Origin of the sequence: Streptomyces sp. NBC_00223, assembly GCF_036199905.1 — a bacterium.
Taxonomy (GTDB): Bacteria; Actinomycetota; Actinomycetes; order Streptomycetales; family Streptomycetaceae; genus Actinacidiphila.
In genome coordinates this window covers 2,721,299-2,744,482 of sequence record NZ_CP108109.1, presented here as the reverse complement: position 1 = coordinate 2,744,482, position 23,184 = coordinate 2,721,299, and the positions used below count along the sequence as shown (strand labels likewise).

The following is a 23,184-nucleotide window of genomic DNA, read 5'->3' as shown; positions in this document are numbered from 1 at the left end:
CCCGGGCGTACTCCGAACGGATCGCGCGGCGGGCGGGGGCCGGCACCCCGGGGTTGACTCGGCGTATGAGTACCGATCAGCCGACGCCCGGATCGCCTGACGATCCGTTCGCCAAGCGGCCCCACGACGGCTCCGGTGCGCCCGGAGGCTCACCGTACGACCCGCCTCCGAACCAGCCCCCGCCCGACCGGCCGCCGCCCGGCGACCCCTACGCGAGCGGCCCGTACGGCCCCGGCGGCGGCCAGGGTGGCCAGGGCGGTCCCGGTGGCCAGGGCGGTCCGGGCGGGCCCTACGGTGAGAACCCTTACGCCGGCGGGCCCTACGGCGGCGCCCCCGACCCGCTCGCCGGGATGCCGCCGCTGGCGCCGTCGGGCAAGCGCCTGCTCGCCCGGATCATCGACATCGTCATCGTGCTGATCCCCGCCTTCCTGCTGGACTGGGCCGCGCTCGGCGTGCACAGCAACAACTTCACCTCGGGCCGCTCGGCGGTCGGCGGCGTCTTCACCGCGGGCATCGGCTTCCTCTACGAGTTCTTCATGACGAAGTCCACCGGCCAGACCATCGGCAAGAGGGCGATGGGCCTGCGGGCCGCGATGCTCGACCACGGCGGGGTGCCGACCCCCACGGCCTCCGCGCTGCGCGCGCTCGTGCTGTGGCTGCCGGCCTTCTGCTGCAGTTGCGTCTGGTTCCTGGTGATCGGGCTGACCGTGCTCGTCGACCGGCCGTACAAGCAGGGCCTGGAGGACAAGGTGGCCAGGACCGTGGTGGTCCAGGCGGTCTGAGGGACCGTCCGCGGGCCCGCTCTGTACCGTCACTCCGATGGCTGATTTACTGACCAGCCATGAGCGCAGAGCAACCGTCCGGCATGGCCCCCCTCGCCACCTTCGGGCAGCGCTTCGCGGCCCGGGCGATCGACACCGTGATCCTCGTCGCCGTCGGCATGGCGGTGACCTTCGCCGCGCTCGGCGGTCAGGTCTTCCACGCGGAGGACGCCTCGTACGGCAAACAGGTGCTCGTCGGCACGCTCGGCTATGTGCTCTACTTCGCGCTCGAAGGCGCGATGACGGCCGTGCGGGGCCAGACCGTGGGCAAGATGGTGCTGCGCATCCGGGCCGCCCGGCTGTCCGACGGCGGGGTGCCGGGGGCCGCGGGCTGGGCCCGGGCGGCGGTCTACGCGCTGCCCGGTGTGCTGAGCGCGATCCTGATAGGGCCGCTGTTCTGGCTGATCAACTCGCTGTGGTGCACCTGGGACCGGCCGTTCCGGCAGTGCCTGCACGACAAGGCGGCCCGTACGGTGGTCGTGGCCGCCGTCTGAGCCCCGGTCGGCCGGGGACGGGCCGGGCTCAGCCGCGCAGCGAGTGCTGGCGCGCCTCGGCCGCCGCGGCGCGCACCCTGGCCCGCGGCACCCGCGCGGAGGTCAGCACGGCGCTCACCGCGCGCACCGGCGGCGCCACGACGACGGCGATCCGGCGGCCGCGGACGGTCAGCGCGGTGGCGACACCGACGCCCAGCACCAGCCCGGCCGCGGCGACCGCGACGACCCCGGCACCGGAGCGCACATCCGCCGCCAGCAGCACCGCGACGGTGAACAGAACGACGGTCAGCAGACCGTAGGCGATATGCGCGGGACGCGGCATGGGGGATCCGTCCTCGGATACGTCGATGCGGGAGCACGCTGACGGGAAGCTCAAGGCTGACGGGGAACCACTCTACGATTCGGCATGCCCGAAGCTGACGCCGGGTAAGCATCGCCTTACCAGCTGTGCGGTGCACAGGGGGCGCACGGGGTCGCACACGTGAGCGGGTGTCCAACGCAAGTGCAGCGAGGGAGTGTTGTGCCGGTGTCCGTCCGCTCAGCGGTGCGTGGAATCCGGAAACCGGCAAACCTAGTAGCCTGCCATGCACAAGTCAAGATCTGTTTTTTCTTCTGTCACTCCGGTGCAATGGCCTTTCCCAAGGGGAGGTCAAGGATCTTGAAAACTCAGCGGAGGATCACCCGTCCCGCCGCCCTGGCCCTCGCGATAGCCGTGCTGGGCGTACCCGCGGTCACCACCGCCGGGGTCGCCCACGCGGCGGCCCCGGACCAGGCAACGAGCCCCGCAGCGGCGGCGGCCACGCACGACCCGGCAGCGAACGAACCGCACGACCTGCCGGGCCCGTTCAGCAAACAGCAGGCGGCCGAGCACTCGGCCGCCCTTCAGCAGGTCGTCTCCGGCAATGCCACCGTGGAGCAGCGCGGTGCCTCGAAGGTCGTCCAACTCGGCTCCGGCAAGGGCAAGAAGAGCAAGTACGTCGAGCTCGGCCGGGAGAAGACGGACAAGATCTTCACCATTCTGGTCGAGTTCGGCGACACCGTGGACAACACCACCGCCTACGACCCCGACGGCCCGGACGGTCCGAAGCCGCCGGTCCCGAAGTACGGCGGCACCCCCGGCCCGGCGCACAACACCATCGCCAAGCCGGACCCGAAGGTCGACAACAGCACCGCCTGGCAGGCCGACTACAACCGGGCCCACTTCCAGGACCTGTACTTCTCGCACGCCTCGAACAAGGAGTCGCTGGCGAAGTACTACGAGACCCAGTCCTCGGGCCGCTACTCGGTCGACGGCGAGGTCTCCGACTGGGTCAAGGTGCCCTACAACGAGGCCCGTTACGGCTCCAACTGGTGCGGCTCCACGATCTGCTCCAGCGCCTGGGACCTGATCCGCGACGCCACCACCGCCTATGTCGCCGACCAGAAGGCCCAGGGCCGTACCGACGCCCAGGTCAAGGCCGACCTGGCGCAGTACGACCAGTGGGACCGTTACGACTACGACGGTGACGGGAACTTCAACGAGCCCGACGGCTACATCGACCACTTCCAGATCGTCCACGCGGGCGAGGACGAGTCCGGTGGCGGCGGCGCGCAGGGCACCGACGCGCTGTGGGCGCACCGCTGGTACGCGTACGGCTCGGACGTCGGCCGGACCGGCCCGGCCGGCAACCGCGCGGGCGGCACCCAGATCGGGAACACCGGCATCTGGGTCGGCGACTACACCCTCCAGCCGGAGAACGGCGGACTGGGCGTCTACGCCCACGAGTACGGCCACGACCTGGGTCTGCCCGACGAGTACGACACCACGTACGTCGGCGAGTCCAATGTCGCCTTCTGGTCGCTGATGTCCTCCGGATCGTGGCTGGGCACGGGCAAGAACGCCATCGGCGACCTGCCCGACGACCTGAGCGCCTGGGACAAGCTCCAGCTGGGCTGGCTCAACTACAGCACGGCCAAGGCGGCGAAGAACTCCACCACCAGGCTGGGCGTCGCCGAGTACAACACCAAGGACAAACAGGCCGTCGTGGTCCAGCTGCCCGACAAGCCGGTCACCACCACCGTCACCACGCCCGCCGAGGGCAGCAGCCAGTGGTGGAGCGGTTCGGGTGACAACCTGTCCAACACGCTGACCCGTGACGTCGACCTGACCGGCAAGTCCTCGGCCGCGCTGAGCCTCAAGGGCTGGTGGGACATCGAGGAGAACTACGACTTCCTCTACACCGAGGTCTCCACGAACGGCGGCGCCGACTGGACCGCGCTCGACGGCACGGCCAACGGCAAGACCCTCCCGCGCGACGGCAGCGACGCCCCCGCCCTGACCGGCACCTCGGGCGCGTACGAGAACCTGTCCTTCCCGCTGGACGCCTACGCCGGGCAGAAGATCCAGCTGCGCTTCCGCTACCTGACCGACGGCGGTGTCGCCCAGATGGGCTTCGCGGCCGACGCGATCACCGTCACCGCCGACGGGCAGACCGTCCTCAGCGACGGCGCCGAGAGCGGCGACAACGGCTGGACCGCCGTGGGCTTCTCCCGGATCGGCGCGTCCTTCAGCAAGGACTACCCCGAGTACTACATCGCCGAGAACCGGCAGTACGTGTCGTACGACCAGACGCTCAAGACCGGTCCGTACAACTTCGGCTGGCTCAACACCACGCCCAAGAAGGTCGAGCACTTCCCGTACCAGAACGGTCTGCTGATCTGGCTGTGGGACACCTCGCAGGCGGACAACAGCGTCGGCGTCCACCCCGGACAGGGCGAGATCCTGCCGGTGGACGCGCACGCCAAGCCCGAGAAGTGGTCCAACGGCAGCCTGATCCGCAACCGGGTGCAGGCCTACGACTCGCCGTTCAGCTGGTACCCGACCGACGGGTTCACGCTGCACGACAACGGCTCGGCCGCCCGGATCTCCCCGAAGCTCGGCACGCCGATCTTCGACGACCACTACGGGACGTACTGGTACGCGAGCAACCCGACCGGCAGCGTCAAGGTGCCGGACACCAACACCAGGATCTCCATCCTGAGCGAGGCGCTGGACGGCAGCACGATGACCGTCCAGGTCGGTCCCGCGCACAGGTGATCACCGTTTTACCGCTGTGACCTGCACTGATGTGACGTTCGGCCGCTGCCCCCTGGTGGGCGGCGGCCGGACGCCCGAAGATGTGGGCATGGCGGTCGGCGGTTTCACCAGGCTCCCGGGCGGCACGGTCGTCGTGGCGCTCAGGCTGCCCGATCCGGCCCGCGCGGAGCATGTCGTGCGGGTGGTCGTGCACGCCCTGAACCGGCAGCGGGCGCTGACCCGGCTCAGCAATCTGGGCTTCCGGGGCGCCCGGCTCAGCGGCAACGCGGAGCCGCCGACGCCCGACGAGATCACCGCGGTGCTGCATCACCCGGACGGGGTGATCTGGCGCGACTACCACGCGCGTACGGGTGATCCCTGGCACCCCATCTCGGCGCTGAGCCGCGCGGTGCGGTAGGGAAGCCCGGGGCCGTACGGCTCAGCTTGAGACGACCGGCTTGCCGGTCAGCTCCACGCCCGCCTCACGCATCTCGGTCAGCGCGCGCTCGGTGGTGTCCGGGGCCACGCCCGCGGTCAGGTCGAGCAGCACCCGGGTGGTGAAGCCCTCGCGGGCCGCGTCCAGCGCGGTGGCGCGTACGCAGTGGTCGGTGGCGATGCCCACGACGTCCAGCTCGGTGACCCCGCGGCCGCGCAGCCACGCGGCGAGCCCTTCGCCGTTCTCGTCGGTGCCCTCGAAACCGCTGTACGCGGCCGCGTGGGCGCCCTTCTCGAAGACGGCGTCCACCGCGCCCGAGGCGACGGCGGGGGCGAAGTTCGGATGGAAGCCGACGCCCTCCGTGCCGGCCACGCAGTGCGCGGGCCAGGACGCGACGTAGTCCGGGTGGGCGGAGAAGTGGTCACCGGGGTCGATGTGGTTGTCCCGGGTGGCCACGACATGGCGGTACGAGCCGGCGGTCTCGCCGATCAGATCGGTGATCGCGGCGGCGACGTCGCCCCCGCCCGGCACCGCGAGGCTGCCGCCCTCGCAGAAGTCGTTCTGCACGTCGACGACGATCAGTGCGCGGTGCATGGTGCCCTTCCGGCGGATGAGTGGGGGACGGCTGTACGCGTACGAGCCTAGACACGTGGCCTCCGGCCCGGAAGGGCTGGGTGAGCGCGGCCCGCGGGCCGCTTGCCGCGGGGGCGAGCGTACGCCTTCGGCCTCCGGCCCGGGCCCGTCGCTCCGGGGGTGCGCGTTGCGCCCGGTGGGCGCGGTTGGCCGCCGCGGTGGCTTGTCGCGCGGTTCCGCCCCCAGGCTTCGCCCGGGGGTGCCCCCAGCGCCCCTGGGGGGGTGCCCCCCGTGCCCGGTTGGCGGGGTGGTCCGCCGTCGTGGCTGGTCGCGCAGTTCCTCGCGCCCCTGAGGGGGTGCCCCTCGTGCCCGGTGGGGCGGTGGCCCGGGGTTGTGGCTTGTCGCGCAGTTCCGCCCCCAGGCTTCGCCCGGGGGTGCCCCCAGCGCCCCTGGGGGGGTGCCCCCCGTGCCCGGTTGGCGGGGTGGTCCGCCGTTGTGGCTGGTCGCGCAGTTCCTCGCGCCCCTTGCGGGGCGCACCCCCCCGGGGGGCGGGGTCCGGGGCGGAGCTCCGGTTTCGGGGAGGGGCGGGTCAGGGGAGAGAGCCCCGCAGGGAAGCCCCCGCTCGCCCCCCGGGGGTGCCCCCCGTGCCCGGTTGGCGGGGTGGTCCGCCGTTGTGGCTGGTCGCGCAGTTCCTCGCGCCCCTTGCGGGGCGCACCCCCCCGGGGCCGGGGTCCTGGGTACTCCCCGTCAGGGGGTCAGCGTGGGGAGGACCGGCTCGCCGCGGGAGAGCTGGGTGGCGGACAGCGGCAGCCCCGCGCGAGCGGCGATGTGCCGGGCCCGCGCCGCGTCGAGCGGCTCGCGCCCCACGACCTCACCACCCCGCACCAGCGGCACCAGCAACTGCCGCCCCGCCAGCTCGGGCGGCACCGGCCCACTGCTCACGACCTCCGCGTCCGCCACCCCCTCCTCGTCCAGCCGCCGCGCGACCCACTTGCGGCCGCCGACACTCGTCTTCCCGCCCATCGACTTCTTCGCCACGGCCGTCAGCTCCGCGCCCGGCGCGTCCGACGAAGCCCGCGCGACCAGCTTGTAGACCATCGCGCACGTCGGCTGACCGCTGCCGGTCACCAGCGACGTCCCCACCCCGTAGGAGTCCACCGGAGCCGCGGCCAGCGACGCGATCGCGTACTCGTCCAGGTCCGAGGTGACCACGATCCTCGTGTCCCGGGCGCCGAGGTCATCCAGCTGCTGCCGCACCCGGTGCGCGAGCAGCAGCAGATCGCCGGAGTCGATCCGGACCGCGCCCAGCTCGGGCCCGGCCACCTCCACGGCCGTGCGGACCGCCTCGGTCAGGTCGTAGGTGTCCACCAGAAGAGTGGTGCCCCGGCCGAGTGATTCCACCTGGGCGGTGAAGGCGTCCCGCTCGGTGTCGTGCAGCAGGGTGAACGCGTGCGCGGCCGTACCGACCGTGGGGATGCCGTAGCGGAAGCCCGCCGCCAGGTTCGAGGTGGTGCCGAAACCGCCGATGTACGCGGCCCGGGACGCGGCCACCGCGGCCAGCTCGTGGGTGCGCCGGGCGCCCATCTCCATCAGCGGCCGGCCGCCCGCGGCGACGGCCATCCGGGAGGCCGCGGCGGCGATCGCCGAGTCGTGGTTGAGGATCGAGAGGATCACCGTCTCCAGCACCACGGCCTCGGCGAAGCTGCCCTCGACCCGCAGGATCGGTGAGCCGGGGAAGTACACCTCGCCCTCGGGGTAGCCCCAGATGTCGCCGGTGAAGCGGTAGTCCGCCAGCCAGTCCAGGGTCGCGGCGTCCACCACGTCCGCGCGCCGCAGGAAGTCCAGGACGGGCGCGTCGAAGCGGAAGTTCTCCACCGCGTCCAGCACCCGGCCGGTGCCCGCCACCACCCCGTAGCGCCGCCCCTCGGGCAGCCGGCGGGTGAACGCCTCGAAGACCGAGTGACGGTGGGCCGCGCCGCTGCGCAGGGCCGCTTGCAGCATCGTCAATTCGTACCGGTCGGTGAACAGTGCGGTGGAGGGCACGTCCACCGGCAGTCCCAGGTCCGCTGTGGTCATGGTGAGGATGCTACCCCCTATCTCGTCACTTTGACGATTTCTCGTTCGCGACCGCGGCTGTTCAGGACCATTTGTGCGACACGCCACACGCGCGGCAGCATGGAGGGGTGAGTGTCGCCGCGCCTGTCGAGATCGAACGCCCGGAATCGAGCGAAGCGCCCTTCGCGCTCCCCGAGCCGGACGTTCCCTGGGTGACCATCGTCCACAACGACCCTGTCAACCTCATGAGCTACGTGACGTATGTCTTCCAGACCTACTTCGGCTACTCGAAGAGCAAGGCCACCGAACTGATGAAGGACGTCCACCACAAGGGCAGGGCCGTGGTCTCCAGCGGCACCCGCGAGGAGATGGAGCGCGACGTGCAGGCCATGCACGGCTACGGCCTGTGGGCGACCCTCTCGCAGGACCGCTGATGGGCCGCCGCGCCCGGGCCGGATACTTCGAGCCCGTCGACGGCGGTGGTGCCGCCATCGCGCTCGACGACGTGGAGATCTCCATCCTGCGCAGCCTCGCCGTCCAGCTGCTCGAACTGATCGGCCCCGGAGAGCAGCCCGCGGACGCCGACGAGGACCCCCTGGCCGCGCTCTTCACCGACGGCCCGACCAAGCCGCCCTCCGACCCCGCGCTCGCCCGGCTCTTCCCGGACGCGTACGAGGAGAGCGCCGACGCCTCGGAGTTCCGCCGCTTCACCGAGAACGACCTGCGGACCCGCAAGCGCGAGGACGCGCTGGCCATGGTCCGGGTGCTGGACGGGGGCGGCCCGGTGCTCCAGCTGACCGCCGAGCAGGCCGGTCGGTGGCTCGGCGGTCTCAACGACCTGCGGCTGACCATCGGCACCCGGCTGGAGGTCAGCGAGGACGAGAGCGACGAGCTGTACCACCTGCCGGAGGGCGACCCCCGTAAACCCCTGGTCATGGCGTATCTGTGGCTCGGCGGCCTCCAGGAGTCACTGGTCGACGCCCTGATGGGCTGAGCCCTTCCGGGTGAACCGCCGCCGTGCCGGGCCCGCGTACCCATGGTACGAATCCGGTTATGACGGATGTGACCGACATAGGTGACAAGGGGACCGACGAGGCCCCCGGAACCGGCCCCCGCGACGAGGGCTACGCCCGGGGCCTCGGCAGCCGCCAGATCCAGATGATCGCCATCGGCGGCGCCATCGGCACCGGTCTCTTCCTCGGCGCCGGCCGCGCGATACACCAGGCCGGACCCGCCCTGATCCTCATGTACGCCGTCGCCGGCGCCGCCATCTTCTGCATCATGCGGGCGCTCGGCGAACTGCTCACCTACCGCCCGGTCTCCGGCTCCTTCGCCGACTACGCCCGGGAGTTCCTGGGCCCCTTCGCGGGCTATGTCACCGGCTGGACGTACTGGCTGATGTGGGTCGTCACCGGCATGGCCGAGGTCACCGCCGCCGCCACCTACCTCGCCTACTGGTGGCCGGCCGTCCCGCAGTGGATCGCCGCGCTCGGCTTCCTGGTCGTGCTCTTCGGCGCCAACCTGATCTCGGTACGGCTCTTCGGCGAGGTCGAGTTCTGGCTGTCGATGATCAAGGTCACCGCGATCATCGGCATGATCCTCATCGGCGTCGGCGTGGTCGTCCTCGGGGTGTCCGCCGCGGGCCCCACCGCGTCCGTCACCCATCTGTGGGCCGACGGCGGCTTCTTCCCGCACGGGGTCCTGCGGTCACTGCTCACCTTGCAGATCGTGATGTTCGCCTATGTGGCCGTCGAGCTGGTCGGCGTCACCGCGGGCGAGGCGAAGAACCCCCGCGAGACCCTGCCCAAGGCCATCAACACCCTGCCGTGGCGGATCGTGCTCTTCTACGTCGGCGCGCTCGCGGTCATCCTGTGCGTGGTGTCCTGGACCGAATTCCAGCCGGGCGTCAGCCCGTTCGTGGCCGCCTTCGCCCGGATCGGCATCCCCTTCGGCGCCGGGATCGTCAACTTCGTGGTGCTCTCGGCCGCGCTGTCGTCCTGCAACTCCGGGATGTACTCCACCGGCCGGATGCTCCGCGACCTCGCCGTCAACGGCCAGGGCCCGCGCGCCTTCACCCGGCTCACCGCCCGCCGCACCCCCGCGCTGGGCACCGTCGCCTCGGCGGGTGTGATGGGCATCGGCGTGTGGCTCAACTGGGCCGACCCGGCGGGGGCGTTCACCTACATCACCGCCTTCGCCACGGTCGCCGGGGTGTGGACCTGGGGGGTCATCCTCGCCGCGCACATCCGCTACCGGGCCGCCGTACGCGCCGGGCGGGCCGCCCCCGCCTGGTTCACCGCGCCCGGCGGCGCCGCCACCAGCTGGTGCGCGCTGGCCTTCCTCGGACTGGTCGTGGTGCTCATCGCCGCCGACGCCGACGCCCGGGTCTCGCTCTACGGCGCCCCCCTGTGGTTCGGCTCGCTCGCCGTCGGCTACCGCGTGCTCAAGCGCCGCAACCCCGCGGCCTTCGCCCGCCGCCCGCACCTGGCCCCCGATCCGGTGGCCGACGCCGCCTCCCTGTGAGCGGGACGCCCCTGTTACGTTGCCCGCATGCTCACCATCACCCAGGACCTGTACGACGCGATCGTGGCCCACGCCCGCGCCGACCACCCCGACGAGGCGTGCGGAATCGTGGCGGGCCCGGAGGGCAGTGACCGCCCCGAGCGGTTCGTCCCGATGCTGAACGCGGCCCGCTCGCCCACGTTCTACGAGTTCGACTCCACTGATTTGCTCAAGCTCTACCGCGACCTCGACGCCCGTGACGAGGAGCCGGTGATCGTCTACCACTCGCACACCGCGACCGAGGCGTACCCCTCCCGTACCGACATCAATTACGCCAACGAGCCGGGCGCCCACTATGTGCTGGTGTCCACCGCGGAGGAGTTCCAGTTCCGCTCGTTCCGCATCGTGGACGCCCAGGTGACCGAAGAAGAGGTCAAAGTGGTGGCTTCGTACTCCTGACGTCTTGGATCGTGGGACGCGCCACTCGGACGGCCGAGGGGAATCGTTACGATGACCCCATGGTTCTCTTCGACGTGAGCGACAAGACGCCGGGCACACCGCTGCTCGTGGCGCGGCTGCACGTCGACCTGTGCCGCCGCACCAGTGCGGCGTGTCCGCGCGTCTGAACGCCCGCCGCACCGCCCCGCCGCCCCACCCCTGCCCCGCCCCGCCTTCGTACGCACTCATCAGGAGCGCAGCCATGGCCATCGAGGTCCGCATCCCGACCATCCTCCGCACCTACACCGACGGCCAGAAGGCCGTCGAGGGGGCGGGCAGCACGCTCGACGAGCTCTTCGCGGACCTCGACACCCGGCACGCGGGCCTGCGCGACCGCGTGGTCGAGAACGGCGGACTGCGCCGTTTCGTGAACGTCTACCTCAACGACGAGGACGTCCGCTTCCTGGACGGCATCGCCACCAAGGTCTCCGACGGCGACAGCGTCACCATCCTGCCGGCCGTGGCCGGGGGCATGCGCTGATGCGCTACGACAGTCCGCTGGCGGCGGTCGGCAACACCCCGCTGGTCCGCCTGCCGCGTCTGTCGCCGTCCGACGCGGTGAGCGTCTGGGCGAAGCTGGAGGACCGCAACCCCACGGGGTCGGTCAAGGACCGCCCGGCCCTGCACATGATCGAGAAGGCCGAGCAGGACGGCGTCCTCACCCCCGGCTGCACCATCCTGGAGCCGACCTCCGGCAACACCGGCATCTCGCTGGCGATGGCGGCCCGCCTCAAGGGCTACCGCATCGTCTGCGTCATGCCCGAGAACACCTCCTCGGAGCGGCGCGAACTGCTCGGCATGTGGGGCGCCGAGATCATCTCCTCGCCCGCGGCCGGCGGCTCCAACACCGCGGTCCGCATGGCCAAGGAGCTGGCCGCCGAGCACCCCGACTGGGTGATGCTCTACCAGTACGGCAACGCGGCCAACCCCGGCGCGCACTACGCGACCACCGGCCCGGAGATCCTGGCCGACCTCCCCACGATCACCCACTTCGTCGCGGGCCTCGGCACCACCGGCACGCTCATGGGCGTCGGCCGCTATCTGCGCGAGAAGGTCCCCGGCGTCGCGATCGTCGCCGCCGAGCCGCGGTACGACGACGTGGTCTACGGGCTGCGCAACCTCGACGAGGGCTTCGTGCCCGAGCTGTACGACGAGACCGTCCTCACCACCCGGTTCTCCGTCGGCTCGCAGGACGCGGTCCGGCGCACCCGTGAACTCCTCAGCGAGGAGGGCATCTTCGCGGGCGTCTCCACCGGCGCGGCGCTGCACGCGGCGCTCGGGGTCGCCAGGAAGGCCGACCAGGCGGGCGAGCGCGCCGACATCGTGTTCGTCGTGGCCGACGGCGGGTGGAAGTACCTGTCCACCGGGATATACACCGCGCCCTCCACCGAGGCCGCGGTCGCCGCGCTGCAAGGACAGCTCTGGGCCTGAGGCGCCCGCCGCGACTCCCGTACCGGACCCGGCCGCCGGGTCCGTCCCGACCGGTCCGGACGGGCCGGCGGCGCCGGTCCTGACGGGAGTCTGCGGCCCCGCTCTCCCGGGCCGCGGGGCTCTGCTCTCCCGGGCCGCGGGGCTCTGCTCTCCCGGGCCGCGGGGCCCCGCCGTCCGGGCCCGTGGTCCCCGGCCAGAACGGCGTTCGAGAGGCCACACCCGTCCTGGTGAGTTCGCCCACAACGGGGCGCCGCACAGGCGCGTCGGCGACCCCCGCGCCTTACCCTCTCAGGACATGCGGACCGCTCCCGCCCTTCACCCCACCCCCGGCGGAATGGGGTGATGTGGCGCGCCCACGGAGGTGTTTCCCGGAATGAAGCTCACCGTCGTCGGCTGCTCGGGGTCGTTCCCCTCCGCGGATTCGGCCTGTTCGAGCTATCTCGTCGAGGCCGACGGATTCCGGCTGCTGATCGACATGGGCAATGGAGCCCTCGGTGAACTGCAGCGCCACTGCGGGCTCTACGACCTGGACGCCGTACTGCTCAGCCATCTCCACGCCGACCACTGCATCGACATGTGCGGCTACTTCGTGGCCCGCTACTACCGCCACGACGGCGGACCGGCCGCCGCGATCCCCGTCTACGGCCCGGCCGGCACCGAGCGGCGGCTGAGCATCGCCTACGGCGACGTACCGGACGAGAAGTGCATGAGCGAGGTCTTCGACTTCCGCACCCTGGAGCCCGGCTCCTTCCGGATCGGCCCCTTCGCCATCACCACGGACCTGGTCAGCCACCCCGTCGAGGCGTACGGCTTCCGCGTCGAGCACGAGGGCGCCACCCTCGCGTACTCCGGTGACACCGGCCCGTGCGAGTCCCTGCGGGAGCTGGCCACCGCCGCCGACCTCTTCCTGTGCGAGGCGTCCTTCACCTACGGCAAGGAGGACATCCCCGATCTGCACCTCAACGGGCACGAGGCCGGGGAGATCGCGGCCGCCGCGGGTGTCTCCCGGCTGCTGCTCACCCACATCCCGCCGTGGACCAACCCGACCGTCAATCTCCGCGACGCGCGGGAGACCTTCCGCGGCCCGGTCGAGCTGGCGAAGGCGGGCGCGACCTACGAGGTGTGAGCCCCCTTCCCCATGACCTCGCACAAGAGGGGTGAACGTTGGGTTACCGTGACATATCGGATGTTTCGTACGCGTCGCACCCGTCGCACCCATCGGCCGGTCAGGGGAACAGGAGACTTCAGATGACCAGCAAGGCGGAGAAGATCGTCGCCGGTCTCGGCGGACTCGACAACATCGAAGAGGTCGAGGGCTGCATCACCCGGCTGCGCACCGAGGTACGGGACCCCGGGCTCGTCGACGAGGGCGCGCTCAAGGCCGCAGGGGCGCACGGCGTGGTCAAGATGGGGACGGCGATCCAGGTCGTCATCGGGACGGACGCAGATCCGATCGCGGCGGACATCGAAGACATGAGGTAGACGCGGGGACCGGCGACCGCCGGGACCGCCGTCCCGGCCCCGCCGCTCACCCGGATAGGCTCGTCCGCATGTCACGATTCGACGGCCGCACCCCCGATCAGCTCCGCCCGGTCACCATCGAGCGCAGCTGGAGCAAGCACGCGGAAGGCTCCGTACTGGTCTCCTTCGGCGACACCCGTGTGCTGTGCACCGCCAGCGCCACCCAGGGCGTACCGCGCTGGCGCAAGGGCAGCGGCGAAGGGTGGGTCACCGCCGAGTACTCGATGCTGCCCCGCGCCACCAACACCCGCGGCGACCGCGAATCCGTGCGCGGCAAGATCGGCGGCCGCACCCATGAGATCTCCCGCCTGATCGGCCGCTCGCTGCGGGCCGTCATCGACTACAAGGCGCTCGGCGAGAACACCGTCGTCCTCGACTGCGACGTGCTCCAGGCCGACGGCGGCACCCGTACCGCCGCGATCACCGGCGCCTACGTCGCCCTCGCCGACGCGGTCGCCTGGATGCAGACCCACCACTTCATCAAGCTCAAGTCCCGCCCGCTGACCGGCACGGTCGCCGCCGTCAGCGTCGGCATCGTCGACGGGCAGCCGCTGCTCGACCTCGCCTACGAGGAGGACGTCAAGGCCGAGACCGACATGAACGTCGTCTGCACCGGCGACGGCCGCTTCGTCGAGGTCCAGGGCACCGCCGAGGGCCAGCCCTTCGACCGCGCGGAACTCGACGCGCTGCTCTCCCTCGCGGTCGCCGGCTGCGCCGACCTCACCGCCGCCCAGCAGGCCGCCCTGGCGGCGACCGCGACCGTCGCCGGCTGACCGCCGCGGCCCCGGCGGCGCCCGCCGCGCGCGTACGGACACGCGCTCGGCGCCGCCGGGGCCGTACCGCCGCCACCCCACCGTTTTCCGCACCCCCGGGATGACCACGCCATGACCCGCCGCCTCGTACTCGCCACCCGCAACGCCCACAAGGTCAGCGAGCTCCGCGCGATCCTCGCCGACACCGGGCTCGACGTCGAACTCGTCGGCGCCGACGCCTACCCCGAGATCCCCGACGTCAAGGAGACCGGCGTCACCTTCGCCGAGAACGCGCTGCTCAAGGCGCGGGCGCTGGCCGAGGCGACCGGGCTGCCCTCGGTCGCCGACGACTCCGGGCTCTGCGTCGACGTGCTCGGCGGCGCGCCCGGGATCTTCTCCGCCCGCTGGGCCGGCCGGCACGGCGACGACGCGGGGAACCTCGCGCTGCTGCTCGCGCAGCTCGGTGACATCGGGGAGGAGCACCGGGCCGCGCACTTCGCCTGCGCGGCGGCGCTCGCGCTGCCGGACGGCATCGCGCGGGTCGCCGAGGGGCGGCTGACCGGGACACTGCGGTACACCCCGGTGGGGGACGGCGGCTTCGGGTACGACCCGATTCTCCAGCCGGACGGTGACACACGGACCTGCGCCGAGCTGACGGCGGCGGAGAAGAACGCGATCTCCCACCGCGGCAAGGCCTTCCGCGCCCTGGCCCCCCAGATCGCCGCCCTCCTCGCCTGACCGGCGAAAAGGCGAGACACTCTTTGAGTGCCTCGCCTGTGCGGTGGGCCCGGTGGGACTCGAACCCACGACACACCGGATCTAAACCGGCGCCCTCTGGCCAGCTGGGGTACGGGCCCGCAACGCTACTGTACCCAGTTGTGAACCCGGTTCAGAGCCGGGCTTCCGTAGTCGCGGTACGACGGGACCGGTTCGAGAAGGTGCTCGTCTGGCTGTGGCAGGAGGGACACAGATACCGGAGGTTCTCGCGGCGGTTGTCCAACCGATCTCCGCTGATGTGGTCGATCTCCAGGACCAGCTGCTTGCCCTGCCAGTTGTCGCCTGTCCCGCACGCGGTGCAGACGTGGGCCACTCCGAGTTCGTCAAGAGCCCGCCTCAACATGGGGATTCTGACGCGGTTCGAGCCGGGGTCCTGACGACGCAGAACCTCCTCGGCGGATTTTCGGTGGGGCGAGACGCTGCCCCGGAAGTGTCTCTGTCCGGTGAAGTGGGCTGTCGTGATGCCGTGCGTTTCCAGGCTGTGCTTCACCCGCGTGCGTGCCGCCGCGTTGTCGCTCATGCGAAGAACTCTGAGTGCACCCGCCAGGCTCGTAGACGCGGCTACCGCTGCCGCGAGCGTCTCTCTCGGGACGATGAGTGGACCGTACCCACGGCCACTTGTGAAGTGGGTGGTGTCGATGCCGAATTGGTGGAGCTTCTTTCTGACGTAGCTGTACGAACTGTCACCCGGATGGCGGCCCAGATACTCAAGCACACCCCGGATGCTGTGCGCATGTGCGGCCGCCGCTTGGAGTTGCTCCTTTGTATAGGTCTGTCTCCGGCGGGGTGGAAGAGGTTCCGCCACGAAGTGCGACGTGTCGATGGCGTGATGCGCCAGTCTGCGGCGCAGGTAGTTCAGGGGGCCACTGCCAATGGGCGATTCCAGGCATCGCAGCATCTCCACCAGGCTGGTCGCCTCGGCAGCCGTCTGTGACAGCAGATCACGGGTGTATCTGGTCCCGGCCATCAGGACACCGCCTTTCGACCACGGTAGGTGTCGGTGACCGCATGACAGTTGGGGCAGAGGAGCCGCAGATTGTGCGGACGGTTGTCCCACCACTCGCCACTGATATGGTCGACTTCGAGTTTGAGCGGCTTACCGTTCCATTCCGATCCGGTACCACACAGCGCGCACCGCTCGTCCCCCCCGATACCAAGCAGCGCCCGGCGTAGCCGCTGACCGGGGATCCGGCCCTGCTCAGGGTCGAGCAGACGGAGAGGACTCTTCACCGCCGGCCGCGGGCGTGCTGTGCGGACACGTGCGAAGTGGGAGATGTCGATGCCCAGGGCAGCGATCCGGCGGCTGATGTGGGCCTGATTGCCACCCACCTGGCTGATGCCCAGGTAACGCACGACATCCATGATGCTGGTGGAAGCGGCTACGGCCTCACGCAGTCGGCTCTCAGTGTGCCGGACCCGATGCGTGGCAAGGTGCGAGATGTCTATGCCCGCTTCTGCCATTTTCTGACGTAGATAGCGCCTGCTGCCGGGCGTCGGATGCCCTCCGCAACAGCGCACCGCGTCGTCGATGTGCCGGAATTCGCGAGCTGCCTCTTCCAGCCGTTCGCGTGTATACCTGGCCGCCACGTTCCCTCTCCTCCGATCCGGGCGCTCGTTCGGGCCCTCGTACGGAGTAACGAAGGAGGCGGGGCGGAGTCACGTCGGGGGCGGGAACGGCCCGGCCGGGCGGAGGGCGGGCGGGCCGTTCGTGAGGCAGGGTCAGATTTTGAGGTCGCGGAGGAGTTTGGCGACGTGGCCCGTGGCCTTGACGTTGTAGAAGGCGTGGGCGATCTTTCCGGCCTCGTCCACGACGAAGGTGGAGCGGATCACACCCATCACCGTCCGGCCGTAGTTCACCTTCTCCCCGTACGCGCCGTAGGCGGTCAGCGTGGCCTTGTCCGGGTCGGCGAGCAGCGTGACCTTCAGGGACTCCTGCTCGCGGAACTTCGCCAGCTTCTCCGGCTTGTCCGGCGAGACGCCCAGCACGTCGTACCCGGCGGTGGCCAGCACGTCGAGGTTGTCGGTGAAGTCGCACGCCTGCTTGGTGCAGCCGGGGGTCAGGGCGGCCGGGTAGAAGTAGACGATCACCTTGCGGCCGAGGTGGTCGGCGAGGGAGACGGGCTTGCCGTCCGCGTCCGGGAGGGTGAAGGCGGGTGCGGTGTCGCCGGGGGCGAGACGGTCGGACATGGGGAAAAGCTCCTCAGGCAAACGGGGGTGCCGACGAGGCGCGCGCCGCGTCGTACTGACAGACTGTCCGAACGCTACCGAATCAGGCGATGGAGGCAGTGCGGTGTCGGAAGGTGCCAGGACGCCCGCTCAGATCGAGGCGGAGATTTCCCGCAGACGGCAGGACCTCGCGGACACGCTCGACGAGATCGCGGTACGGGTGCACCCCGTCACGATCGCGCGGGACACCAAGGCGAAGGCCGTCTCCGCGCTCGACCGCAGCGTCGGCCAGGCGTATGTCGCGGCGAACCGCGCGATCGGCCGGGCCAGGGCGCACTTCGTGACGGACGACGGCGCGCCGCGCCCCGAGCGGATCGTGCCGGCCGCGGTGGCCGGTGCGGCGCTCGTGGCGTTGGCGGCCGGTCTGACGGTACGGCGCCGCCGCCGGTAACGTCGTGGCCGTGAGTTCGAACAGTGAGCACGACAAGCTGCCCATCCGTATGCTGCACGACCGTGTCCTCGTACGGCAGGACACCGCGGAGGGCGAGCGCCGCAGCGGCGGCGGCATCCTGATCCCGGCGACCGCGGCCGTCGGCCGCAGGCTGGCCTGGGCGGAGGTCGTCGCGGCGGGCCAGAACGTACGGACCGTGGAGGTCGGCGACCGGGTGCTCTACGACCCGGAGGACCGGGCCGAGGTCGAGGTGCGGGGCGTGGCGTACGTGCTGATGCGCGAGCGCGATCTGCACGCCGTGGCCGCCGAGCGGCTCCAGGGCACGGACGACTCCACGGGGCTGTATCTGTAGGCCCCCGGCTCCCCGAGGGCGTAGGGGCGGCCCGCGGCCGAACCGCCCCCGCGCTCACCCTGTGTCCGGACGGACCTGCCCGCCGCGCCCCTCATGGGAGTGCGTGTCGTCCTGGTCTTCCGCGTCCGGCGCCCCCGTCGGCCCGCCGATCGGCCCCGCCCCACCGGTCGGCGGCGGCTGCTGTTCCCCGCCGCCCGGCGCGGTCTCGGTCGGCGGCGGCGGTGGCGGCGCGGTGGTGGTGGCCGGGGGCGGGGTCGTCGCCGGCGTCGTGCCGGTGGACGGCGGCGCGGTGGTGGTGGACGGCTCGTCGGTCGCCGGCTGTGAGCTCGGCGTGTCGGTCGGCTCGTCGCCCGCCGACGAGGTGGTGTCGGCCCCGTCCTGGAGGTTCAGATGGAAGCCGGTCACCGGCGTGTCGGCGAGCGCGGCCGAGGTGTACGCGGACCAGATGTCGCCGGGCGCGCCGCCGCCGTTGATCCGCGGCAGGCCCATGGAGCCGCTGAGCGACTTCTGCGCCCCGGTGTCCGGGTCCATGCCGAGCACCGCGACGACGGTGGCCAGCTTGGGCGTGTAACCGGCGAACCACGCGGCCTTGTCGTCCTCGGCCGTGCCGGTCTTGGCCGCCGACGGCCAGCCGGAGTTCTGGGCGACGGCCGCGGTCCCGCCGGGGCTGTCGACCACGCTGCGCAGCACGGAGGTCGTGGTGTCGGCGGCCGACCGCGGCACGGACTGCGTCGCGTGGCGGGCCGGCAGCCCCAGGTCGTGGCCGTCCTTGCTGACGCCGAGCACCAGCGAGTACGGGATCTCCTTGCCGTGGTTGGCGAGCGTCGCGTACACCTGGGCCATGTCCAGCGGGCTGGCGCTGGGCCGGCCGAAGGCGCCGAGCGCCATCGCCGGGGTCTTGGGGATGTCGACCGAGGCGGGCATGCCCAGGTCGTGCGCGGTGTCTATGACCCTGGACGTGCCGACGTCCTGTGCCATCTGCGCGAAGACCGCGTTGACCGACTTGTCCATCGCGCGGGTGACGGTGATCGGGCCGTACGAGACGTCGTCCTCGTTCGAGGGCGCGTAGCCGACCGGGCCGTCGGAGCCCTGCACCGGGCGCTTGTTGGTGCCGTCGTAGACGGTGTTCGGGGTGATCGGCTCGCCGTCCTCGGTCTGCGAGCCGTGCTGCACTGCCGCCGTGAACAGCACGGGCTTGAAGGTCGACCCGGGCTGGTAGGTGCCGTTGGTGGCGCTGCTCACGTACTGCTTGGTGTAGTCGACGCCGCCGTAGAGCGCGACGACGTCGCCGGTCGCCGGGTCGATGGAGACGCCGCCGGCCCGGACGTAGCTGTCGGCCTTGGTGTGCCCGAGCTTGTCGTACACGTTCTTCTGCGCGGCCTGGACGAAGGCGTCCTCCTTGGGCTTCTGGATCGTGGTGACGATCCGGAAGCCGCCGCGGCGCAGGGTGTCGGCGTCGACGATGTGATGATCGGCGAGATAGCGGTTGACGGCCTCGACGATGTAGCCGCGCTGGCCCGCCTTGCTGGCGGAGGGCTTGGGCTTGTCGATCTTCGGGAAGGCCGTGGCCTTGCGCTCGGAGGCGCTGAGCCAGCCCTCCTTGACCATGCCGTCCAGGACGTAGTTCCAGCGGGCCTCGGCGGCGTGCGCGTTCTCCGGGTGGGCGGACAGGTCGTACTCGCTGGGGGCGTTGAGCAGCGTGGCGAGGTAGGCGCCCTGCGCGGTGTTCAGGTCGGCGGCGTCCGTGCCGAAGTACGCCTGGGCGGCGGCCTGGATGCCGTACGCGTTGCGGCCGTAGTAGCTGGTGTTGAGGTAGCCCTCGAGGATGTCGTCCTTGGACTGGTTGCGGTCCAGCTTGATCGAGATGAAGAACTCCTTGACCTTCCGCGTCGCGGTCTGGTTCTGGTTCAGGTAGTAGTTCTTCACGTACTGCTGGGTGATCGTCGAGCCGGACTGGCGGCCCTTGCCGGTGGCGGTGTTCCAGGCGGCGCGGACCATCGCCTTCGGGCTGACCGCGGACTCGTGGTAGAAGTTGCGGTCCTCCGCGGAGAGCACCGCGTACCTGGCCTTCTCCGAGACCTCGCTCAGCGGCACGTTCTGCCGGTTGACGGCGCCGTCGCGGGCGATCTCGGTCTTGCCGTCGGCGTAGAGGTAGACATTGTTCTGGGCGACGGCGGCCGCGTTCGCGTCGGGGATGGAGACCATGGCGTAGCCGACGAAGAAGGCGCCGATCACCAGCAGGAGGAAGCCGAGGATGCCACCGGTCGCCATCCGCCAGGTGGGCAGCAGCCGCCGCAGGCCGGTCCGGTGGGGGCGGCCGCGACGGTCGGTGAGCATCGGGCGTGGGCCCCAGGTGGCGTAGCCGCCGTTCGCACTCGTCCGGTTCGCGTGGTCACTCATGTCTCTGGGGACTCCTCGGCCGCCGCCGGGGTTGGTCCGCGGCGGAACATGGTGGACCAATCGTTACGTACGCTCCCGTACACCCACGTAGCCCTCCTCCTTCCACACTGTCGCATCATCTGCCCATCGCGGATCGGCGGCACGCATCCGTGACAGGGCTGTGACAGGCCGTACGGCGGACCCGCTCACCCGATCGGGCCAGGAAATCCGTTGGCGGGCGGGGCCGGTGGGGGTTTAGGCTCTGCGGCTCGTGTGCCGGGCGATGTGAGGGGGTTCACAGGGATGAGCGGGGTCCTGGACGACTCGCCTGGAGGTGAGGCCGGCGAGGGGCCGGGCGCGGTGCCGGTGGCCCGGCCCGACAAGAGATTCGGCGGGTCCGACGGGTCAGACGGGTGGTCCGGGGGCTTCTACGCGGCTGTCGTGGTGCGCGGCTTCCGCCGGTACGCGACCTACCGCACGGCGACCGCCGCGGGGGTCGTCACCAACACCGTCTTCGGCTTCATCATCACGTACAGCTACATCGCCCTGTGGGACCAGCGCCCGCACCTCGGCGGCTACACGGAGCCGCAGGCGCTGACGTACGTCTGGATCGGGCAGGCGCTGCTGGCGCCGCTGGCACTGATGGGCGGCGGCTTCGAGGACGAGCTGATGGAACGGATCAGGTCCGGCGACATCGCGGTGGACCTCTACCGGCCGGCCGACCTCCAGGGCTGGTGGCTGTCGTCGGACCTGGGCCGGGCCGGCTTCCATCTGCTCGGGCGCGGGGTGGCGCCGATGGTCTTCGGGGCGCTGGTCTTCACCATCGCCCTGCCGTCGGACGCGCTGACCTGGGCGCTGTTCCTGGTGTCGGTGGCGCTGGGGGTGATGGTGAGCTTCGCGGTCCGCTTCCTGGTGGCGCTCAGCGCCTTCTGGCTGCTGGACGGCGCCGGGGTGAGCCAGGTGGTCTGGCTGGCCGGGCTGTTCTTCTCCGGGATGCTGCTGCCGCTGACCGTCTTCCCCGGCTGGCTGGGCGAACTGGCGCGGGCGCTGCCGTGGGCGGCGATGCTCCAGGTGCCCGCCGACGTGATGCTCGGTCGGCACCGGGGGAGCGACGCGCTGCTGGCGCTGGCGTTCCAGGCGGGCTGGGCGGCGCTGCTGCTCGGCGCGGGCCGGGCGCTCCAGGCGATGGCGACCCGCAGGGTGGTGGTCCAGGGTGGCTGAGGCAGGGCTCGAAGTCCCGGACGTGACGGTCACCGTCACGGACCGGGCGCCGGAGCGGTCCCGCGCGGCCGAGGCGGTACGGACGTATCTGCTGATCACCGGCATGTGGGTGCGGTCCACGATGGCCTACCGCACGTCCTTCCTGCTCACCGCGCTCGGCAACTTCGCGGCGACCGGGCTGGACTTCGTCACGATCGTGCTGATGTTCTCGCACATCACGGTGCTGGGCGGCTTCACACTGCCCGAGGTGGCGTTCCTCTACGGCTCGACCAGCACGGCCTTCGGGGTCGCCGATCTGCTGATGGGGTCGATGGACCGGCTCGGGCGGCGGGTGCGCGACGGCACGCTCGACGTCCTGCTGCTGCGGCCGGTGCCGGTGCTCGCGCAGGTGGCCGCGGACCGGTTCGCGCTGCGCCGGCTCGGCCGGATCACCCAGGGGCTGCTGGTGTTCGGCTGGGCGCTGACGCGGGTGGACGTGGACTGGACACCGGTCAAGGTGCTGATGGTGCCGATGATGCTGGGGTCGGGCGCGGCGCTGTTCTGCGCGGTCTTCGTGTGCGGGGCGGCCTTCCAGTTCCTGGCCGGTGACGCCTCCGAGGTGCAGAACTCGGTGACGTACGGCGGCAACACGATGCTCCAGTACCCGCCGGGCATCTTCTCCCGCGAGCTGGTCCGGGGGGTGACCTTCATGGTGCCGCTCGCCTTCGTCAACTGGCTGCCGGCCCTGCGCATCCTCGGCGAGCCCGACCCGCTGGGCCTGCCCGGGTGGGTGGACTTCGCCTCCCCGCTGGTTGCCGCGCTCTGCTGCGCCCTCGCCGGCCTGGCCTGGCGCGCGGGCCTCCGCACCTACCGCAGCACCGGCAGCTGACCCCCTTTCCCGGCTTTCCCGGCTTTCCCGGCTTTCTCGGCCCGGCGCCGGCGGCCGCCCGGCCATCGCGGCGGGAGGACTTGAGCAGGCGGACTCATGACGGCTGTCGGAGGGGCGGGGAAGGATCGGGGGATGACGACGATCAAGGCGATACGCCTGGCGGCGGTGGCGGCGGTGACCGTGCTCGCGGCGGGGTGCGGAACCGAGCGGCCGGGGGACGACACCGGGGCCGTCAGGCCCTCGCGGGCCGCGGCGGTGACGCCGACCACGCCGCTGGACTTCCCGTGCCCCGGCGAGACCGCCACTCCGGCGCCACCGGCGAGCGCGGACACCGGGGACCCGTCCGTACCGCCCACCGACCACTACGCCGAGAACCACGGCTTCATGGTCCCCTTCCCGCCGCACGGCCAGGTCCGCTGCGACGGGATCGCGGCCGTCGGGCGGATCGAGGACGCGCTCGAACCCCTGCGTGAGCGCGGCGACTTCGACCCGGAGAACACCCGCGGCGCCCTCATCGGCCTCGGCTACCCCGAGGGGGTGGTGCGCGCGTACCAGAACGGTCCCACCGGGGTCGGCTTCGCCATCGACACCTATCCGCTGTGCCTGGAGGGCACGTTGGACCGCGCCACCACCAAGGCGGACGCCTTCTCCGGCTACCCCGACCACGCCGCGTGCGACCGTCCCAGCGGCGGCCACTGAGGCCGGTCTCCCCGCCGTCACCCGCGCGGGCGGAACTCCGTGCGGGCCGGTGGAAAAGCGGGTGTGCCGTACGGGCATCGGTGCGATCCTCGTACGCGGCGCGGTCCCGTTTCCGGGGCGGGGACGCCCACAG

The 23,184-nt window shown here is 71.3% G+C and carries 27 protein-coding genes and 1 tRNA gene; 20 read left to right on the top strand and 8 right to left on the bottom strand.

Annotated features, from left to right (window positions below; genetic code table 11):
- The first annotated feature begins 65 nt into the window (after window positions 1–65).
- The gene (locus OHA30_RS11465; RefSeq protein ID WP_328913717.1) at window positions 66–782 is read left to right on the top strand and encodes an RDD family protein; all 717 of its coding nucleotides are present in this window, start codon (window positions 66–68) and stop codon (window positions 780–782) included.
- A gap of 59 nt (window positions 783–841) precedes the next feature.
- On the top strand, window positions 842–1,315 hold the full coding sequence (locus OHA30_RS11460; protein WP_328913716.1) for an RDD family protein: 474 nt from the start codon (window positions 842–844) through the stop codon (window positions 1,313–1,315).
- Between the two features lie 28 nt (window positions 1,316–1,343).
- Here OHA30_RS11460 and OHA30_RS11455 read toward each other — a convergent pair whose 3' ends face one another.
- Complete coding sequence (locus OHA30_RS11455) at window positions 1,344–1,637, bottom strand: hypothetical protein (protein ID WP_328913715.1); 294 nt, start codon at window positions 1,635–1,637, stop codon at window positions 1,344–1,346.
- Window positions 1,638–1,973: 336 nt separating this feature from the next.
- Between OHA30_RS11455 and OHA30_RS11450 the strand changes: the two genes are divergently transcribed.
- Together OHA30_RS11450 and OHA30_RS11445 are read left to right on the top strand one after the other, a co-directional pair.
- Entirely contained in the window at window positions 1,974–4,391 is a 2,418-nt protein-coding gene (locus OHA30_RS11450) for an immune inhibitor A domain-containing protein (RefSeq protein ID WP_328913714.1), read from the top strand.
- An 88-nt stretch (window positions 4,392–4,479) separates the two neighbouring features.
- Window positions 4,480–4,788, top strand: coding sequence for a hypothetical protein (locus tag OHA30_RS11445; protein ID WP_328917827.1), 309 nt, complete (start codon window positions 4,480–4,482; stop codon window positions 4,786–4,788).
- A gap of 21 nt (window positions 4,789–4,809) precedes the next feature.
- Here OHA30_RS11445 and OHA30_RS11440 read toward each other — a convergent pair whose 3' ends face one another.
- Together OHA30_RS11440 and OHA30_RS11435 are read right to left on the bottom strand one after the other, a co-directional pair.
- A complete protein-coding gene (locus OHA30_RS11440) occupies window positions 4,810–5,400 on the bottom strand; it encodes a nicotinamidase (protein WP_328913713.1) in 591 nt (196 codons plus the stop codon).
- Between the two features lie 726 nt (window positions 5,401–6,126).
- Entirely contained in the window at window positions 6,127–7,455 is a 1,329-nt protein-coding gene (locus tag OHA30_RS11435; RefSeq protein WP_328913712.1) for a nicotinate phosphoribosyltransferase, read from the bottom strand.
- 107 nt (window positions 7,456–7,562) lie between these two features.
- On the opposite strand from OHA30_RS11435, the gene clpS reads away from it, so the two are divergent.
- The 11 genes from clpS (at window position 7,563) to rdgB (ending at window position 14,876) form a co-directional block, all read left to right on the top strand.
- Complete coding sequence (clpS, locus tag OHA30_RS11430; RefSeq protein ID WP_328913711.1) at window positions 7,563–7,868, top strand: ATP-dependent Clp protease adapter ClpS; 306 nt, start codon at window positions 7,563–7,565, stop codon at window positions 7,866–7,868.
- Entirely contained in the window at window positions 7,868–8,428 is a 561-nt protein-coding gene (locus OHA30_RS11425) for a DUF2017 domain-containing protein (RefSeq protein ID WP_328913710.1), read from the top strand. The genes clpS and OHA30_RS11425 overlap by 1 nt, the downstream gene beginning before the upstream one ends.
- Before the next feature lie 59 nt (window positions 8,429–8,487).
- Window positions 8,488–9,957, top strand: a complete 1,470-nt coding sequence (locus OHA30_RS11420; RefSeq protein ID WP_405785613.1) for an amino acid permease — start codon at window positions 8,488–8,490, stop codon at window positions 9,955–9,957.
- Window positions 9,958–9,984: 27 nt separating this feature from the next.
- Window positions 9,985–10,395: a M67 family metallopeptidase gene (locus OHA30_RS11415; protein WP_328913709.1), complete on the top strand. Its 411-nt coding sequence runs from the start codon at window positions 9,985–9,987 to the stop codon at window positions 10,393–10,395.
- 59 nt (window positions 10,396–10,454) lie between these two features.
- Window positions 10,455–10,562 (top strand): putative leader peptide, encoded by a 108-nt coding sequence (locus OHA30_RS11410; protein ID WP_328913708.1) that lies wholly within the window; start codon window positions 10,455–10,457, stop codon window positions 10,560–10,562.
- 74 nt (window positions 10,563–10,636) lie between these two features.
- Window positions 10,637–10,915, top strand: coding sequence for a MoaD/ThiS family protein (locus tag OHA30_RS11405; protein WP_328913707.1), 279 nt, complete (start codon window positions 10,637–10,639; stop codon window positions 10,913–10,915).
- Entirely contained in the window at window positions 10,915–11,865 is a 951-nt protein-coding gene (locus OHA30_RS11400; protein ID WP_328913706.1) for a PLP-dependent cysteine synthase family protein, read from the top strand. Before OHA30_RS11405 ends, OHA30_RS11400 begins: the two co-directional genes overlap by 1 nt.
- A gap of 373 nt (window positions 11,866–12,238) precedes the next feature.
- The gene (locus tag OHA30_RS11395; protein WP_328913705.1) at window positions 12,239–12,991 is read left to right on the top strand and encodes an MBL fold metallo-hydrolase; all 753 of its coding nucleotides are present in this window, start codon (window positions 12,239–12,241) and stop codon (window positions 12,989–12,991) included.
- Window positions 12,992–13,113: 122 nt separating this feature from the next.
- Complete coding sequence (locus OHA30_RS11390) at window positions 13,114–13,347, top strand: PTS glucose/sucrose transporter subunit IIB (protein WP_328913704.1); 234 nt, start codon at window positions 13,114–13,116, stop codon at window positions 13,345–13,347.
- 68 nt (window positions 13,348–13,415) lie between these two features.
- Window positions 13,416–14,159: a ribonuclease PH gene (rph, locus tag OHA30_RS11385; RefSeq protein WP_328913703.1), complete on the top strand. Its 744-nt coding sequence runs from the start codon at window positions 13,416–13,418 to the stop codon at window positions 14,157–14,159.
- A gap of 111 nt (window positions 14,160–14,270) precedes the next feature.
- Window positions 14,271–14,876: an RdgB/HAM1 family non-canonical purine NTP pyrophosphatase gene (gene rdgB, locus OHA30_RS11380; protein ID WP_328913702.1), complete on the top strand. Its 606-nt coding sequence runs from the start codon at window positions 14,271–14,273 to the stop codon at window positions 14,874–14,876.
- A gap of 44 nt (window positions 14,877–14,920) precedes the next feature.
- Here the strand turns inward: rdgB and OHA30_RS11375 are convergent.
- The 4 genes from OHA30_RS11375 to bcp form a co-directional block, all read right to left on the bottom strand.
- Window positions 14,921–14,995: transfer RNA gene (locus tag OHA30_RS11375), tRNA-Leu, on the bottom strand.
- 32 nt (window positions 14,996–15,027) lie between these two features.
- Window positions 15,028–15,882: an HNH endonuclease signature motif containing protein gene (locus OHA30_RS11370; protein WP_328913701.1), complete on the bottom strand. Its 855-nt coding sequence runs from the start codon at window positions 15,880–15,882 to the stop codon at window positions 15,028–15,030.
- Window positions 15,882–16,502: an HNH endonuclease signature motif containing protein gene (locus tag OHA30_RS11365; RefSeq protein WP_328913700.1), complete on the bottom strand. Its 621-nt coding sequence runs from the start codon at window positions 16,500–16,502 to the stop codon at window positions 15,882–15,884. The genes OHA30_RS11370 and OHA30_RS11365 overlap by 1 nt, the downstream gene beginning before the upstream one ends.
- Before the next feature lie 132 nt (window positions 16,503–16,634).
- On the bottom strand, window positions 16,635–17,102 hold the full coding sequence (gene bcp / locus OHA30_RS11360; RefSeq protein WP_328913699.1) for a thioredoxin-dependent thiol peroxidase: 468 nt from the start codon (window positions 17,100–17,102) through the stop codon (window positions 16,635–16,637).
- Window positions 17,103–17,205: 103 nt separating this feature from the next.
- Here bcp and OHA30_RS11355 point away from each other — a divergent pair, with 103 nt between their 5' ends.
- Window positions 17,206–17,532, top strand: a complete 327-nt coding sequence (locus tag OHA30_RS11355; RefSeq protein ID WP_328913698.1) for a DUF3618 domain-containing protein — start codon at window positions 17,206–17,208, stop codon at window positions 17,530–17,532.
- A 49-nt stretch (window positions 17,533–17,581) separates the two neighbouring features.
- A complete protein-coding gene (locus OHA30_RS11350; RefSeq protein ID WP_328917825.1) occupies window positions 17,582–17,884 on the top strand; it encodes a GroES family chaperonin in 303 nt (100 codons plus the stop codon).
- Between the two features lie 54 nt (window positions 17,885–17,938).
- On the opposite strand, the gene OHA30_RS11345 is transcribed toward OHA30_RS11350, so the two are convergent.
- Window positions 17,939–20,284, bottom strand: coding sequence for a transglycosylase domain-containing protein (locus tag OHA30_RS11345; RefSeq protein WP_405785614.1), 2,346 nt, complete (start codon window positions 20,282–20,284; stop codon window positions 17,939–17,941).
- A 282-nt stretch (window positions 20,285–20,566) separates the two neighbouring features.
- Here OHA30_RS11345 and OHA30_RS11340 point away from each other — a divergent pair, with 282 nt between their 5' ends.
- The 3 genes from OHA30_RS11340 (at window position 20,567) to OHA30_RS11330 (ending at window position 23,051) form a co-directional block, all read left to right on the top strand.
- Window positions 20,567–21,484: an ABC transporter permease gene (locus OHA30_RS11340; RefSeq protein ID WP_328913697.1), complete on the top strand. Its 918-nt coding sequence runs from the start codon at window positions 20,567–20,569 to the stop codon at window positions 21,482–21,484.
- Entirely contained in the window at window positions 21,477–22,352 is an 876-nt protein-coding gene (locus tag OHA30_RS11335; protein WP_405785615.1) for an ABC transporter permease, read from the top strand. Before OHA30_RS11340 ends, OHA30_RS11335 begins: the two co-directional genes overlap by 8 nt.
- Window positions 22,353–22,484: 132 nt before the next feature.
- Window positions 22,485–23,051, top strand: coding sequence for a hypothetical protein (locus tag OHA30_RS11330; RefSeq protein ID WP_328913696.1), 567 nt, complete (start codon window positions 22,485–22,487; stop codon window positions 23,049–23,051).
- The last annotated feature ends 133 nt before the right edge of the window (window positions 23,052–23,184 follow it).